General features: G+C 71.4%; 8 protein-coding genes and 2 pseudogenes. 6 read left to right on the top strand and 4 right to left on the bottom strand.

Annotation, left to right across the window (positions count from 1 at the left end):
• The first annotated feature begins 32 nt into the window (after positions 1-32).
• The 3 genes from QMK30_RS19360 (at position 33) to QMK30_RS19350 (ending at position 5,250) form a co-directional block, all read left to right on the top strand.
• Positions 33-500, top strand: coding sequence for a MarR family winged helix-turn-helix transcriptional regulator (locus QMK30_RS19360; RefSeq protein WP_283519549.1), 468 nt, complete (start codon positions 33-35; stop codon positions 498-500).
• A 43-nt stretch (positions 501-543) separates the two neighbouring features.
• Positions 544-3,480: an FAD-binding and (Fe-S)-binding domain-containing protein gene (locus QMK30_RS19355; RefSeq protein WP_283519548.1), complete on the top strand. Its 2,937-nt coding sequence runs from the start codon at positions 544-546 to the stop codon at positions 3,478-3,480.
• Between the two features lie 303 nt (positions 3,481-3,783).
• Complete coding sequence (locus tag QMK30_RS19350) at positions 3,784-5,250, top strand: Gfo/Idh/MocA family protein (RefSeq protein WP_283519547.1); 1,467 nt, start codon at positions 3,784-3,786, stop codon at positions 5,248-5,250.
• 40 nt (positions 5,251-5,290) lie between these two features.
• On the opposite strand, the pseudogene QMK30_RS19345 reads toward QMK30_RS19350, so the two are convergent.
• Both QMK30_RS19345 and QMK30_RS19340 read right to left on the bottom strand, forming a co-directional pair.
• Positions 5,291-5,778 (bottom strand): annotated as a pseudogene (locus QMK30_RS19345) (cation:dicarboxylate symporter family transporter); the annotation flags it as partial.
• A gap of 176 nt (positions 5,779-5,954) precedes the next feature.
• Positions 5,955-7,565, bottom strand: a complete 1,611-nt coding sequence (locus QMK30_RS19340; RefSeq protein ID WP_283519546.1) for a peptide-N4-asparagine amidase — start codon at positions 7,563-7,565, stop codon at positions 5,955-5,957.
• Positions 7,566-7,745: 180 nt separating this feature from the next.
• Here QMK30_RS19340 and QMK30_RS19335 point away from each other — a divergent pair, with 180 nt between their 5' ends.
• The 3 genes and pseudogenes from QMK30_RS19335 to QMK30_RS19325 form a co-directional block, all read left to right on the top strand.
• Positions 7,746-9,617, top strand: a complete 1,872-nt coding sequence (locus QMK30_RS19335) for an ABC transporter transmembrane domain-containing protein (RefSeq protein ID WP_283519545.1) — start codon at positions 7,746-7,748, stop codon at positions 9,615-9,617.
• Complete coding sequence (locus tag QMK30_RS19330; protein ID WP_283519544.1) at positions 9,614-11,395, top strand: ABC transporter ATP-binding protein; 1,782 nt, start codon at positions 9,614-9,616, stop codon at positions 11,393-11,395. The genes QMK30_RS19335 and QMK30_RS19330 overlap by 4 nt, the downstream gene beginning before the upstream one ends.
• A 97-nt stretch (positions 11,396-11,492) precedes the next feature.
• Positions 11,493-11,881: pseudogene (locus QMK30_RS19325) on the top strand (SAM-dependent methyltransferase); the annotation flags it as partial.
• A gap of 125 nt (positions 11,882-12,006) precedes the next feature.
• Here the strand turns inward: QMK30_RS19325 and QMK30_RS19320 are convergent.
• Together QMK30_RS19320 and QMK30_RS19315 are read right to left on the bottom strand one after the other, a co-directional pair.
• Positions 12,007-12,513: a DinB family protein gene (locus QMK30_RS19320; RefSeq protein WP_283519543.1), complete on the bottom strand. Its 507-nt coding sequence runs from the start codon at positions 12,511-12,513 to the stop codon at positions 12,007-12,009.
• 83 nt (positions 12,514-12,596) lie between these two features.
• Entirely contained in the window at positions 12,597-13,388 is a 792-nt protein-coding gene (locus tag QMK30_RS19315) for a metal-dependent hydrolase (protein ID WP_283519542.1), read from the bottom strand.
• Positions 13,389-13,454: the final 66 nt, after the last annotated feature.

The following is a 13,454-nucleotide window of genomic DNA, read 5'->3' as shown; positions in this document are numbered from 1 at the left end:
ACAATGCACAAGGTCCTGATATTGTTCCCGGTATGAGCACCTCCGACGTCACGTCCGACGCCGACGGCCTGTTGGCCGAGCAACTGCTGCGGCTGACGCGCAGACTCCATCGCATCCAGCGCCGGCAGATGGAGCCGATCGGCATCACCCCCGCGCAGTCCCGGCTGCTGCGCACCGTCTCGAATCACCACCAGCACCACGACGAGTCGCCGCGGATGGCCGATCTCGCCCGGCGTCTGGACGTGGTCCCACGCGCCGTGACCACCCTGGTCGACGGCCTGGAGGCGAGCGGTCGGGTGCGCCGGGTGCCCGATCCCACCAACCGCCGGGTGATAAGGATCGAGCTCACCGACACCGGCCGGACCACTCTCGGGTCGCTGCGCAGCGCGCGCCGCGACGCCGCGGAGGAGATCCTTGCCCCATTGACCGCCGCGCAGCGCGAGGTGCTCGGCGGGCTGATGTCCACCCTGGTCGACGGGATGCCGGAGCGCAGCTGCTGAGTGGGGCCCGGCGCCCGCCCACCGCCACCGAGAGGACCGCGAGATGCCTCTGCTGGAGCCGAAGTCCGGAGCGCTGCGCCCCTTGGGCCCGCAGGCGCCGGCGCCCGACCGGGTGGCGGACGCGCTGGCCGGCGGCACCCCCGAGCCGTTGCGCGGCGAACTGGTCGCGCTGCTCGGCGCGGACAAGGTGCTGTGGAAGATCTCGGACCTCGTGCGGTACGCGTCCGACGCCAGCCCGTACCGCTTCGTTCCCCGTGTCGTGGTGGTCGCCGAGGACATCGACGACATCTCGGCGGTGCTCTCGTACGCGCACGGCAAGGGCCGCGAAGTGGTGTTCCGGGCGGCCGGGACCTCGCTCAACGGTCAGGCGCAGGGCGAGGACATCCTGGTCGACGTGCGGCGGCACTGGGCGGGGGTGGAGGTCATCGGCGGCGGTGAGCGGGCCCGTATCGGCCCCGGCACCACGGTCGCCCGGGCCAATGCGTCGCTCGCGCGGCACGGAAGGGTGCTCGGCCCGGACCCGGCGAGCGCCATCGCCTGCACCATCGGCGGCGTCGTCGCGAACAACGCCTCGGGCATGACGGCGGGCACCACCCGTAACTCGTACCGCACGGTCTCCTCGCTCACCTTCGTGCTGCCGAGCGGCACGGTCGTGGACACGGGGGACCCGGCCGCCGACGAGGAGCTGGCGCACGCCGAACCGGCGCTGTGTGCGGGCCTGCTGGCGGTCAAGGCGGAGATCGAGGCGGACGCCGGGCTCACCGCCCGGATCCGCGCCAAGTACGAAATCAAGAACACCAACGGCTACCGGCTGGACGCCTATCTGGACGGCGCGACGCCCGTCCAGATCCTGCGCGGCCTGATGGTCGGCTCCGAGGGCACCTTCGGCTTCATCTCCGAGGTCGTCTTCGACACCCTGCCGCTGGACCGCGAGCTCTCCACGGCGCTGCTCTTCTTTCCCACGCTGCCCGCGGCTGCCGCCGCGGTCCCCCTGTTCAACGAGGCCGGGGCCATCGCCGTCGAGCTGATGGACGGCAATACGCTGCGCGCCTCGGTGAGTGTCGCGGGGGTGCCCGCCGACTGGGCCGGGCTGCCGAGGGAGACCGCGGCGCTGCTGGTGGAGTTCCGGGCGCCGGACGAGGCGGAGCAGGAGGCGTACGAGCGGGTGGCCGCCGAGACCCTGGCCGGGCTCGACCTGGTCGCGCCCGTCGCCTCGGTGACCAATGGGTTCACCCGTGACGCGACGACCATCGCGGGGTACTGGAAGGCCCGCAAGGCGTTCGTCACTGCGGTCGGCGGCGCCCGGCCCGCAGGCACGACGCTGATCACCGAGGATTTCGCCGTCCCGCCGTCGAGGCTCGCCGAGGCCTGCGAGGCGCTCCTGCGGCTGCAGGCGGAGCACGGTTTCGACGCCGCCGTCGCGGGCCACGCGGCGCACGGCAATCTGCATTTCCTGCTCGCCTTCGACGCCGCCGAAGCGGCGGACGTGACGCGCTACGCCGCCTTCATGGACGCCTTCTGCCGGCTGACGGTCGAGCATTTCGACGGCTCGCTCAAGGCGGAGCACGCCACCGGCCGCAATATCGCGCCCTTCCTGGAGCTGGAGTGGGGGCCGGGGGCGACCGGGCTGATGTGGCGTACGAAGCAGCTCATCGACCCGGACGGGGTGTTGGCGCCGCGCATCGTCCTGGACCGTGACCCTCTGGCGCATCTGCGCGGCCTCAAGACGATTCCCAAGGTCGAGCTGATCGCCGATCCGTGCATCGAGTGCGGCTTCTGCGAGCCGACGTGCCCCAGCGGTGACCTGACGACCACTCCGCGCCAGCGCATCGTGCTGCGGCGGGAGATGATGCGCCAGCCGGACGGTTCGCCGGTCCAGGACGGCCTGGTGGAAGCGTACGGGTACGACGCCGTGGACACCTGCGCGGGCGACTCGACGTGCAGGATCGCCTGCCCCGTGGGCATCGACACCGGCGCCCTGATGAAGGAGTTCCGCCACCGGCGGCACTCGGCGCGCGAGGAGCGCGTCGCCGCGCTGGCCGCGAAGAACTTCAAGGCGGTCGAGGCCTCGGCGCGGCTCGCGGTGGCCGCCGCCGACCTCCTGGGCGACCGGCTGCTGACCCGGGTCACCGGGCTGGCCCGCAGGGCCGTGCGCCCGGATCTGGTGCCCGAGTGGCTGCCGGAGATCCCCGGCGCCGCCGCCCGCACACTGCCGCGAACCGCACGGGTGGGCGCCCGCGCCGTCTACTATCCGGCCTGTGTGAACCGGATCTTCGGTGAGCCCGAGGGCTACTGGGGGCCTTCGCTCGCGCAGGCGGTCGTCGCCGTGTCGGCGCGCGCAGGAAAGCCGGTGTGGATCCCCGAGGACGTCGCGGGCACCTGCTGCGCGACCATCTGGCATTCCAAGGGGTACGACGCGGGCCATGCCGTCATGGCCAACCGCATCGTCGAGGCCGCCTGGGGCTGGACGGCGGGCGGCCTCCTGCCCCTGGTCGTCGACGCCTCCTCGTGCACGCTGGGCCTGGCGCAGGAGGTGGTGCCGTATCTCACCGATGACAACCGGGCACTGCACGCGGAGCTGACCGTCGTCGACTCCGTCGTCTGGGCCGCCGAGGAGCTGCTTCCCCATCTGCCGGCGGGGCGCAGGATCGGCTCCGCCGTGCTCCACCCCACCTGCTCGATGCGGCACTTGGGCGACGAGGAGCAGCTGCGCGCGGTCGCCGAGGCGTGCGCGGATGAGGTCGTCGTACCGGACGATGTGCGCTGCTGCGCCTTCGCGGGCGACCGGGGCATGCTGCACAAGGAGCTGACGGAGTCGGCGACGGCACACGAGGCGGCTGAGGTCGTCGCCATGGAGTACGACGCATATCTCTCGGCGAACCGGATGTGCGAGGTCGGCATGGACCGTGCGACGGGCCGCCACTACCGCTCGGTGCTGCTGGAGCTGGAGCGTGTGACACGGCCGGACCGGCCTGTCTGATCTGCTGATTCCTCGGTCAATACGCCACCGGGTGCCCGTGACGTCCACGTCACGGGCACCCGGTGCGTCGGGGGCCGGCGACAAGAGTCCATGAGCCCGTTCCAAGAGTCCAATTGCCGCTCTTGCGCATCAGCAGCCACAACTACCAAGGTCCTTACCGAGGTTCGCGTCCCGAACATCGCGTCCCGGCTCTCGCTCCACGCCCTCTCGCTCCACGCCTTCTCACGTCACGCCACCTCACGTCACCTCACGTCACCGATGTTCACGTCCCAGCAGCGCACCGCCAGTTCCCCTGGAGGCTCGATGAACGACGCAGCACCGCAGACCCCGCAGCACGACGGCAGCGAAGGCAGCGACCACACCCCGCCGAGCCGCCGCTCGGTCCTGTGGACCGCGGGCGCGGCAGGCGCCGGAATCGGACTCGGCGCGCTCGGTACGGCGGGCAGCGCATCGGCCGCCGAATCGGCCGTGACGGCCGCGGAGGCGGGAGCGGGAGCGGAGGCCGCCGCGCCCAAGCGCCACGGCCGCACCATGGTCGGCGTCCCCTTCGAACGGCGCAGCACGGTCCGGGTGGGCATCATCGGCCTGGGCAACCGCGGCTGCAGCATGATCGACCTGTTCCTGGCGGTGCCGGGGGTCAAGGTCGTCGCGATCTGCGACCCGGTGAAGTCGAAGACGGAGGCGGCGTCCGCCAAGGTCGTCAAGGCCGGTCAGCCCGCGCCCGCCGTCTACACCACGGGCGAGGACGACTACAAGAATCTGTGCAAGCGCGGCGACATCGACTTCGTGTACGTCGCGACGCCCTGGGACTTCCACTTCGACATGGCGAAGACGGCCATGCTGAACGGCAAGCACGTCGGCGTGGAGTGTCCGGTCGCGCTCCAACTGGACCAGCTCTGGGAGCTCGTCGACCTCTCCGAGCGCACCAGGCGCCACTGCATGCAGTTGGAGAACTGCTGTTACGGCAAGAACGAGATGCGTGTCCTGCGCATGGCCCACGCGGGCAAGTTCGGTGATCTGCTGCACGGCGCGGGCGCGTACAACCACGATCTGCGCGGCCTGATGTTCGACCCGGACTACTACGAGGGCCCCTGGCGCCGGCTGTGGCACACCAGGCTACGCGGTGACCTCTACCCGAACCACGGCTTCGGCCCGGTCGCCAACTACATGGACCTCAACCGCGGCGACCGCGCGGTGAGCATCACCAGCGTCGGCTCCCCCGCGCTCGGTCTCGCCCAGTACCGCGCGGAGAACATGCCGCCGGGCGACCCGAGCTTCAAGGAGTCGTACATCGAGAGCGACCGTACGATCAGCCTCGTCCAGACGGCCAAGGGCCGGGTGATCCGACTTGAGCACGATGTCTCGACCCCGCACCCGTACAGCAGGATCAACAGTCTGGGCGGCACGCGCGGCGTCTTCGAGGACTATCCCGAGCGGATCTATCTGGAGCCGGACCACCAGGACGACGAATGGGGCGACTTCTCGAAGTACGCCCCCGAGTTCGACCACTGGCTCTGGAAGGAGCACGCCAACCCGCCCGGTGGCCATGGCGGCATGGACTACATGATGGTCTACCGGACGATGCAGTGCATGCGGCTCGGCCTGGTCCCCGACTTCGACGTGTACGACGCGGCGACATGGACGGCGCCCGTGCCGCTCAGCCACTTGTCGATCAAGGCGAAGGGGATGCCGCAGCAGATCCCGGACTTCACCCGCGGCGAGTGGAAAAAGTCGCGCCCCGGCATGGACTCCGAGAAGCCCAAGGAGTAGCGGGCCGAGGGGCCCGGCCGAGTGGGCCGGGCCCCTCCGCTCAACTCGTCTGCGCGGGAAGCTTCTTGGCGACCGGATCAGGACCTTCTTCGGCCCCGGACAGCGGCACCACCGGCACCGGCTCGGCCTCCTCCGGCACGAAGGCGATCTCCCCGTACAGCATCTCTGGGCCTTCTCCTTGTCCAGCGCGCCCTCCCAGCGCGACACCGCGAAGACGGCCACACAGTTGCCGAGCAGATTCGTCGCCACCCGCATCGCGTCCATGATCCGGTCGACGCCGAGCAGCACGGCCACCGCTCCCGCCGGGATCACCCCCAGGGCCGATGCCGTCGCCGACAGCGCGCCGAGCCCGTACTCCCCCACCAGGTATGCCGTCGCGCCGAAGACCGCGAGCGGGAAGAGCTTCATGATGAAGCCGACGATCGCGAAGACCACGTCCTGCACCTGGTCGATGGCGGGCAGGATCGCGGGCACCTTGGTGTGGCCGAGGTGCAGCAGCGCGGCGCCCACCAGGCAGGACAGCACGAGACGGGCTGTGCGGCGGACGAGGGATGGGACGGCGTGCGGCACGGGCACTCCCCCAAGTCGACTTCTGCCATGCAGAATTCAAATTCCGCAATGCGCCACTATGGCGGAATGCCGCACTCCGGTGAAAGAATCCTCCCCCGTTCAAATCTTGGATCTTGCTCCAAGAGCCGGACGGATCAACAGCGCCGCCGGTCCCCCGTCACCGCCCCCTGGACCGTTTCCAGGCTCCGGTCGTAGCAGCCCCCCGATCCGGACAGCCGGTGGCGCCCACTCGTGGTGGCGACCGCGTGCCGGTCCTCGCGAGGGACGTTCGCCGTGTACGTCGCGTCGCCCCGGTACGCGTCGTCGGACCGCGACCACGCGGTACGCCTACCACCGTGCACGACCTTGCTGTCCGCGCGGTCCACGAGCGCGAGGACCGTACGCAGCCGGTCGCCCGCGCCGAGCGTCGTCGTGCCGTCCATCGTGTACGTACGGCGCTCCGAGGCGACCCGGGCCGGGCCGCGGCCGTCGGTGGTGACCGTCTCGTCGTCCGTCCACATCCCCTTGAGTGCGTCCATGCTCTCGCCGTCGGTCCAGCGGTGCGCGGAGGCGTTGGCGAGCGAGCGGGTGACGGTGGTGGCGACCCGCCCGTGCGACGTCTCGACCCAGCCGGAGACGGTCAGCCGGTGGCCGCCCCGGGTGTCGAGGCGGTGCGCGGTACCCGCGGTGTACGTCGTCGAGTTGACCGGCGCACCTTCCAGGTTTCGGGTCAGGCCGCCGGTGACGACCTCCCGGCCCTTGTCCTGCCAGACGAGCACATTGACGGGGGTGCTCCACCCGCTCTGCCCCTCGGGGACACCGACGACCGACACCTCGACGCGGTGCGGGCGGCCGTCGTTGAGGCGGCCCGCGAAGGGGGTCAGGTCGTACTGGATCGGCTTCACGTCGAACGCGCGCGGCCCTGGGACCACGTACCAGAGGAAGGGATTGGACCAGCCTCCGGTCCATACCGTGGGGAACGGCGCCGCGATACCGGCGAGTTGACCGTCGAACTTGATCTGCACCTCGCGGTACGGGCCGCCCGCCGCCTTGCATGAGTACGGCGCCTCTTGGGGCACGGCCAGGTACCAGTACTCCTCGCAGCCTCCTCCGGAGCCCGTCGCGTACACCTCGGCGACGATGCGCTCGGAGTCGCGCGGGGTGGTCAGCGCGTCGCCGTCGAGGGTGAGCACCCGGTCCGGTACGGCGGCGGGCGCGGTGCGGCCATCGGCGGCGTAGAAGGTCAGGGTCGCCCTGACGTCGATGACGCCGGTGTATGTCTCATTCACGACATTGCCGATGAGCATTTCGACGGGCTGCTCGCGGCGCAGCGTGTCGCTGTAGCGCGTGACGTCCTTCTCCACCGACCAGGTGATGCCGTCGGGCGAGGGCTGCGGAGTGGAGGTGCGGAGCACTTCGACGCCACCGACGTGGAGGTAGCCGAGCCGGTCGTACTGCCGCCCCGCGACCTTGCCCTCCAGTTCGAGCACCACCTTGCTCCACCGCTTGCCGCAGCCTTCGGGCGGCCGGTAACCGCCCCTGTACGGCGTGAAGTCACGGAACTGTGCCGCGGCGAGCGTCACCCGGCAGGAGCGGGTGTCCGGCCTCTCGACGGGCGGCGCGGCGGTGACCGGATCGTGCCAGTCGGAGCCGAACTCCGCGGGCGGTGGCTGCCCGGTGGCCGCGGCTGCCGGTCCCGCGCCGAGCAGCGTCCCGGCCGCCAGGACCAGACCCGTGATCATGCACATGATTTTCCTTGGTCTCATGCGACGGGAGTGAAGCGCGCGACGGCCGGGGAGCACCAGAGCGAGCTGCCCGGATGTGGCTCGATCTGGTGCTCCGGGCCCGTAAATCGATTGCTTTCGGGAGTGCCGAAGGACGAACCTTGCACGGTTTGAGCCACTCGTACACACCAGCACCGAGCACACACCGAGCCGTGGGACGTCATGCAGATTCGCGAACTTCCGTACTCCGATCCAGGCGTCCCCGACGTCAGGTCGGGGCCCCGTTTCCTGCTGTGGCTCGGGCGCAATCAGCTCGGCGGGCAGCTCAAGGCGCTCGCCTGGGGGCTGCTGCACCAGTGCGGTGTCGCCGCTCTCCCGCTGGGAGTGGGCCTCGCCGTGCAGGCCGTGGTGGACCGCTCGGGCGGTGGCCTCGCGGTCGCCGCCGGGCTGATCGCGCTGCTCGGCGTGGCCGTCGCGCTCGGCGACACCATGCAGCACAGGACCGCCGTCACCAACTGGATCACCGCCGCCGCACGGGTGCAGCAACTGTTGGCCCGCAAGACGGCGGAGCTGGGCTCGGCGCTGACCCGCAGGGTCGCCGCGGGCGAGGTCGTCGCGGTCTCCACCGGTGACGTCGAGAAGATCGGCTGGTTCGTCGAGGCACTCTCGCGCTTCGCCGCCGCCGCCCTGACGCTCGTGATCGTCTGTATCGGGCTGTTCTTCTACCAGCCCGAGCTCGGCGTCGTGGTCGCGATCGGCGTGCCCGTACTGGCCCTGGCCGTACTGCCGTTGCTGCCCAGGGCGACGCGGCGGGCCGACATCCAGCGCGACAAGGCCGGCCGGGCCACCGAGCTGGCGTCCGACACGGTCGCGGGCCTGCGGGTGCTGCGCGGCATCGGCGGAGAGGAGCTGTTCCTCGGCCGCTACCGGCGCGCCTCCCAGGAAGTGCGCGAAGCCGCCGTGCGCAGCGCCCGGATGTGGGCGCTGATCTCCGCGGTCCAGGTGCTGCTGCCGGGTCTGCTGCTGATCACTGTTGTCCTGTACGGCACGAGGCTCACCCTCGACGGCCGGATCACGGTGGGCGAACTGGTCACCGTGTACAGCGCGGTGACCCTGCTGCTCTACCCGCTGCGCCACTTCGAGGAGATCGCCATGGCGTACTCCTTCTCACGGCCGTCCGCGGTACGGGCGGCGCGGGTGCTGGCGCTGGAGCGCTCGGCGTACGCGACGGACGGTACGGCGGGCTCCGGCGAGGAGCCTCTCTCCGGCGACCTGTACGACCCGGCGACCGGGCTGCTCGCTCCGGCGGGCCGGTTCACCGCCGTGGTGTGCGGCGACCCGGATGTGGCGGGACGGCTCGCGGAGCGTATGGGCGGCCACGCCACGACCGACGGCGAGACACAGGGCGCCCCGGACACCTCGGGCGGACCGGCGCGAAGGACCGTCGCATCGGCGCTGCTCGGCGGGGTCGCGCTCGACGACCTGCCGCTCGGCGCCGCACGCGAAGCCGTACTGGTCCAGGACAAGGATCCGGTGCTGCTGTCCGGCACGCTCAGCGAACTGCTCGACGTACCGGCGTCCGGCGAGGTGAGCGCGGCGGAGGCACTGGCCGCGGCGCAGTGCGCCGATGTGCTCGCCGCGCTCGCCCAGGCCTCGGCCGACGACAGCGACGACCCGATGCTCACCCGGATCACCGAGCGCGGGCGCTCGCTCTCCGGCGGTCAGCGCCAGCGGCTGGCACTGGCCCGCTCGCTGGTGACCGACCCGCAGGTCCTCGTCCTGGACGAGCCGACCTCCGCCGTCGACTCGCACACCGAGGCGCGGGTCGCGGCGGGCGTGAAGGGGCTGCGTACGGGACGTACGACGGTCGTGTTCGCGTCGTCGCCGCTGTTGCTCGACCACGCCGACCGGGTCGTGTTCGTGCACGAGGGTGAGGTGGCCGCAGTGGGTGTGCACCGCGAGCTGCTGCACACCGAACCGCGTTACCGCGCGGCCGTCACCCGCGAGACCGAGGACGAGATCGAGATCGCGTGGGCGCAGGCGAAGGCCGTGCAGGAGAAGGCCGCACTGGAAGAGATCGAGGAATCGGCATGATCGGCGTGGCACCACCGGAGTACGACCCGGCGGCACCGGAGTCGTCGACGACGCTGCCCGTCGGCAGTCCGGCGACCGTACGGACCTATGTGCGTGAACTGATGAGGCGTCACCGGCGGGCGTTCACCGTGCTCGTGGTGTTCAACGCGCTCGCGGTGCTCGCCTCGATGGCGGGCCCCTATCTGCTGGGCTCGCTCGTCGAGGACCTGGCGAACGGGGTGCGCGAGCTGCATCTGGGGCGGGTCGCCACGGTGTTCGGGATCGCGCTGGTCGTCCAGACGCTCTTCACCCGGCAGATGCGGCTGCGGGCCGCGATGCTCGGCGAGGAGATGCTGGCCGACCTGCGCGAGGACTTTCTCGTACGGTCGGTCGGCCTGCCGCCGGGGGTGCTGGAGCGGGCGGGTACCGGTGATCTGCTGTCGCGCATCACCACCGACATCGACCGGCTGGCGAACGCGATGCGCGAGGCCGTGCCGCAGCTCGCGATCGGCGTGGTCTGGGCCGGTCTGCTGATCGGCGGACTCACGGTGACCGCGCCGCCGCTGGCGCTGGCCGTGCTGGTGGCCCTGCCGGTGCTGATCGTCGGGTGCCGCTGGTACTTCAAGCGCGCCCCGTCGGCCTACCGCTCGGAGGCGGCCGGGTACGCGGCGGTCGCGGCGATGCTCGCCGAGACGGTGGACGCGGGCCGGACCGTCGAGGTGCACCGCCTCGGTGACCGCCGGGTCGCCCTGTCCAAGCAGCGGATCAAGGAGTGGACGGCCTGGGAGCGGTACACGCTGTGGCTGCGGTCCGTGCTTTTCCCCGTCATCAGCGTCACGCACATGACGATCCTGGGCTCGACGATCCTCCTCGGCGGCGTCTTCGTCCTGCAGGGCTGGATCAACGTCGGGCAGCTCACGACGGGCGCCCTGCTCGCCCAGATGCTGGTCGACCCGGTCAACCTCATCCTGCGCTGGTACGACGAACTCCAGGTCGCCCAGGTGTCGCTGGCCCGCCTGGTCGGCGTCCGGGAGATCGAGCCGGACGCCGGCGACGAGCTGGTGAAGCCCGACGGCCGTGCGGTTCGGGCCGACGCGGTGCACTTCGGCTACCGGGAGGGCGTCGACGTGCTGCACCGGGTGACGCTGGACGTCGCGCCCGGGACCCGGCTCGCGCTGGTCGGGCCCTCGGGCGCCGGCAAGTCCACGCTGGGCAGGCTGCTGGCCGGGATCTATGCGCCGCGCGCCGGTGAAGTGACCCTGGGCAAGGCCGAGTTGTCGCGAATGCCGGCCGAGCGGGTGCGTGAGCATGTGGCGCTGGTCAACCAGGAGCACCACGTTTTCGTGGGGTCCCTGCGCGACAATCTGCTGCTGGCCAGGACGAACGCCGACGACGCGCAGCTGTGGGCGGCGCTGAGCGCGGTCGACGCGCAGGACTGGGCGCGGGCTCTGGGCGACGGCCTGGACACCGAGGTCGGCTCGGGCGGGCACGTACTGACCCCGGCGCAGGCCCAGCAGATCGCGCTGGCCCGGCTGGTCCTCGCCGACCCGCACACCCTTGTCCTGGACGAGGCGACGTCCCTGCTGGACCCGCGTGCGGCCCGGCACCTGGAGCGCTCGCTGGCGCGGGTGCTCGACGGCCGTACGGTCGTGGCCATCGCGCACCGGCTGCACACCGCGCACGACGCGGATGTGATCGCGGTGGTCGAGGAGGGCCGGATCAGCGAACTGGGCAGCCACGACGAGCTGGTGGCGGCGGACGGCGCGTACGCGGCGCTCTGGCGCTCCTGGCACGGGTAGGGCGCGCAACGGGCGCCGGGGACAGCACGTGGTGCTGTCCCCGGCGCCTCGCCGCCCGTCCGGGCACCCCCCGGGAACGTCCCGCCAAGGGGGCCGCTCATGGCTCCCGCGCTTCCTGCCCGGCGACGCTCCCAAGGAGCGGCCCGGCCTCGAGGAGCGCTGCCACACCGCCCTCGCGCACCACCACGCCGAGCACGTGCCGCACCGCGGTGCGGACTGGGCCCCATGCCGGCCACCGCAGGGTCCACCGTCGAAGGCGAGCGCACGATCACCGTGAACGTCGACGGCTCCCACAGCGAGGCGGTCGGCCCCTACGCGCTCAGCAGCCTGAAGCGCCTGCGCGACAGCGCCGCCGCCAGGCTCGGCGCCGAGGACCTCACCGCCCTCGACCAGCTGCTCGACACCGACAGCCCGCTGAGCATCCTGCGCCGCGCCGACCTCGCCGTTCGTACCGAACGCACCGGGTGGGCCGCGCGCCGCGCCTGACCAGAGCACGTCGGCGGCAGCCGCGCGCAAACAGCTGAGGGCTGCGCCGGGGATCCCCGCCGACGACCCGCCCGATGCGGCGCAGCCGGTCCCTCGACTCCTGCGGTACGCCGCGCCGCGCCCCCTCAGGCCCCGACGGTCCCGTCGATTCCCTCGCGCAGAAAGTCGGCGTGGCCGTTGTGCCGGGCGTACTCGTGAATCATGTGCAGCATCACCAGGCGCAGCGACACCTCCCCGCCCATCTTGGCGTGGAAGCCCGTCACGTCGAGGGAGGGGGCCTGCTCCTCGATGCGGCGCGCGTGCGCGACCTCGGCCTGCCAGGCGTCGAACGCCTCCGCCCGGGTCGACGCACTCGCGTCGTACGCCGCCTGGAAGTCGCCGTCGTCCGACCAGACACGCCCGACGTCCTGCTTGTCGATCACCAGCCGGAACCAGACCCGCTCCACCTCGGCCATGTGCCGCACCAGGCCGAGCAGGGACAGCGTCGACGGGGGCATGGACCGGAGGCGCAGGTCCTCGTCACCGAGGCCGTCGCACTTCATGGCGAGCGTCGCACGGTGGTAGTCGAGGAAGGCGCGCAGCATCTCGCGTTCGCCGCCGGTGAGCGGTGGGGCCGGACGTTCGGTGGTCACTTCTCGGTCCCTTCAGCAGATGAGGGTTCAGCAGGTGACGGTTCAGCAGGTACAGGTTGCTGGATCCCGCGGGGAGAGCGGAATCAGATGAAGTTCAGCGCGGCGGCCCCGCCCACTCCCCCGAGCAGCATGAACACGGGCATCAGCACCTTCAGCTCCACCCAGCTGCCGGCCCGGAACCGCATCAGCTTCGGCGGTCCGATCGGGTACCAGCGCTTGCGGCCGATCGGGATCGGCCACAGGATCGGGCAGCCGGAGACGGTGAGCGCGTCGCCGATGTCGTGCACCAGGGCGCCCAGGACGATCGGCAGGCCGAGCCACAGGTACTCCTGGCCCGGCGCCGCGAACAGCCAGTCCGCGCCGTTGCCCGGTTTGTCCAGTACGCCGGCGAGGATCCAGGCGCTCGTCGCGCCGAGCAGCCACACCAGGACGTCGCTGGAGACCCGGGCGGCCTTCCACAGCAGGCCCTCCACGGCCAGGACCAGGTGGACGAAGAGCAGCGCGAGGACCGCCCAGCGACCGCCGGTGACCGCAGCCGCCGACGCTCCAGCGCCGATCATGACCGCCCAGAGCCAGGTGTGGGTGAGCGTGCGGTGGCCACCGGTCCTGCGAGGGTCGCCCTGCTTCCTGGTCGCCTTGTAGACGGCGTACGACAGCTTGTCGACGATCTCGCACAGGCCCTTGGAGATGGGACCGAAGGCGCGCGAGATGGTCGCGGACTTGTGGTCGAGGTCGGGAGCGAGCGCGGCGCCCGCACAGATCAGGGCTCCGACCGCCAGGACGGGCCAGGGCATCGGATGGCCGGCCGCGGCGGCCGCCGCCCCCACCCCCAGCCAGGCCGCTGCTCCTGACAGTGAGTGCGCCGGTCCCATCATGGTCGTTCCGCCCCGTTGCAATTGTACGTGCCTCGGCCGAGGCCGAGTTGACGCCCTGTCGACGCC

The organism is Streptomyces sp. H27-C3 (genome assembly GCF_030063415.1).
GTDB lineage: Bacteria > Actinomycetota > Actinomycetes > Streptomycetales > Streptomycetaceae > Streptomyces.
Note: the sequence above shows the minus strand (reverse complement) of the source record. Positions and strands in the feature narration are given on the sequence as shown.

Excerpts from the sequence above, each read along its gene's own strand:
- QMK30_RS19340 (WP_283519546.1), bottom strand. The coding sequence starts at position 7,565 with ATGAGACCAAGGAAAATCATGTGCATGATCACGGGTCTGGTCCTGGCG.
- QMK30_RS19360 (WP_283519549.1), top strand. The coding sequence starts at position 33 with ATGAGCACCTCCGACGTCACGTCCGACGCCGACGGCCTGTTGGCCGAG.
- QMK30_RS19335 (WP_283519545.1), top strand. The coding sequence starts at position 7,746 with ATGCAGATTCGCGAACTTCCGTACTCCGATCCAGGCGTCCCCGACGTC.
- QMK30_RS19355 (WP_283519548.1), top strand. The coding sequence starts at position 544 with ATGCCTCTGCTGGAGCCGAAGTCCGGAGCGCTGCGCCCCTTGGGCCCG.
- QMK30_RS19330 (WP_283519544.1), top strand. The coding sequence starts at position 9,614 with ATGATCGGCGTGGCACCACCGGAGTACGACCCGGCGGCACCGGAGTCG.
- QMK30_RS19315 (WP_283519542.1), bottom strand. The coding sequence starts at position 13,388 with ATGATGGGACCGGCGCACTCACTGTCAGGAGCAGCGGCCTGGCTGGGG.
- QMK30_RS19350 (WP_283519547.1), top strand. The coding sequence starts at position 3,784 with ATGAACGACGCAGCACCGCAGACCCCGCAGCACGACGGCAGCGAAGGC.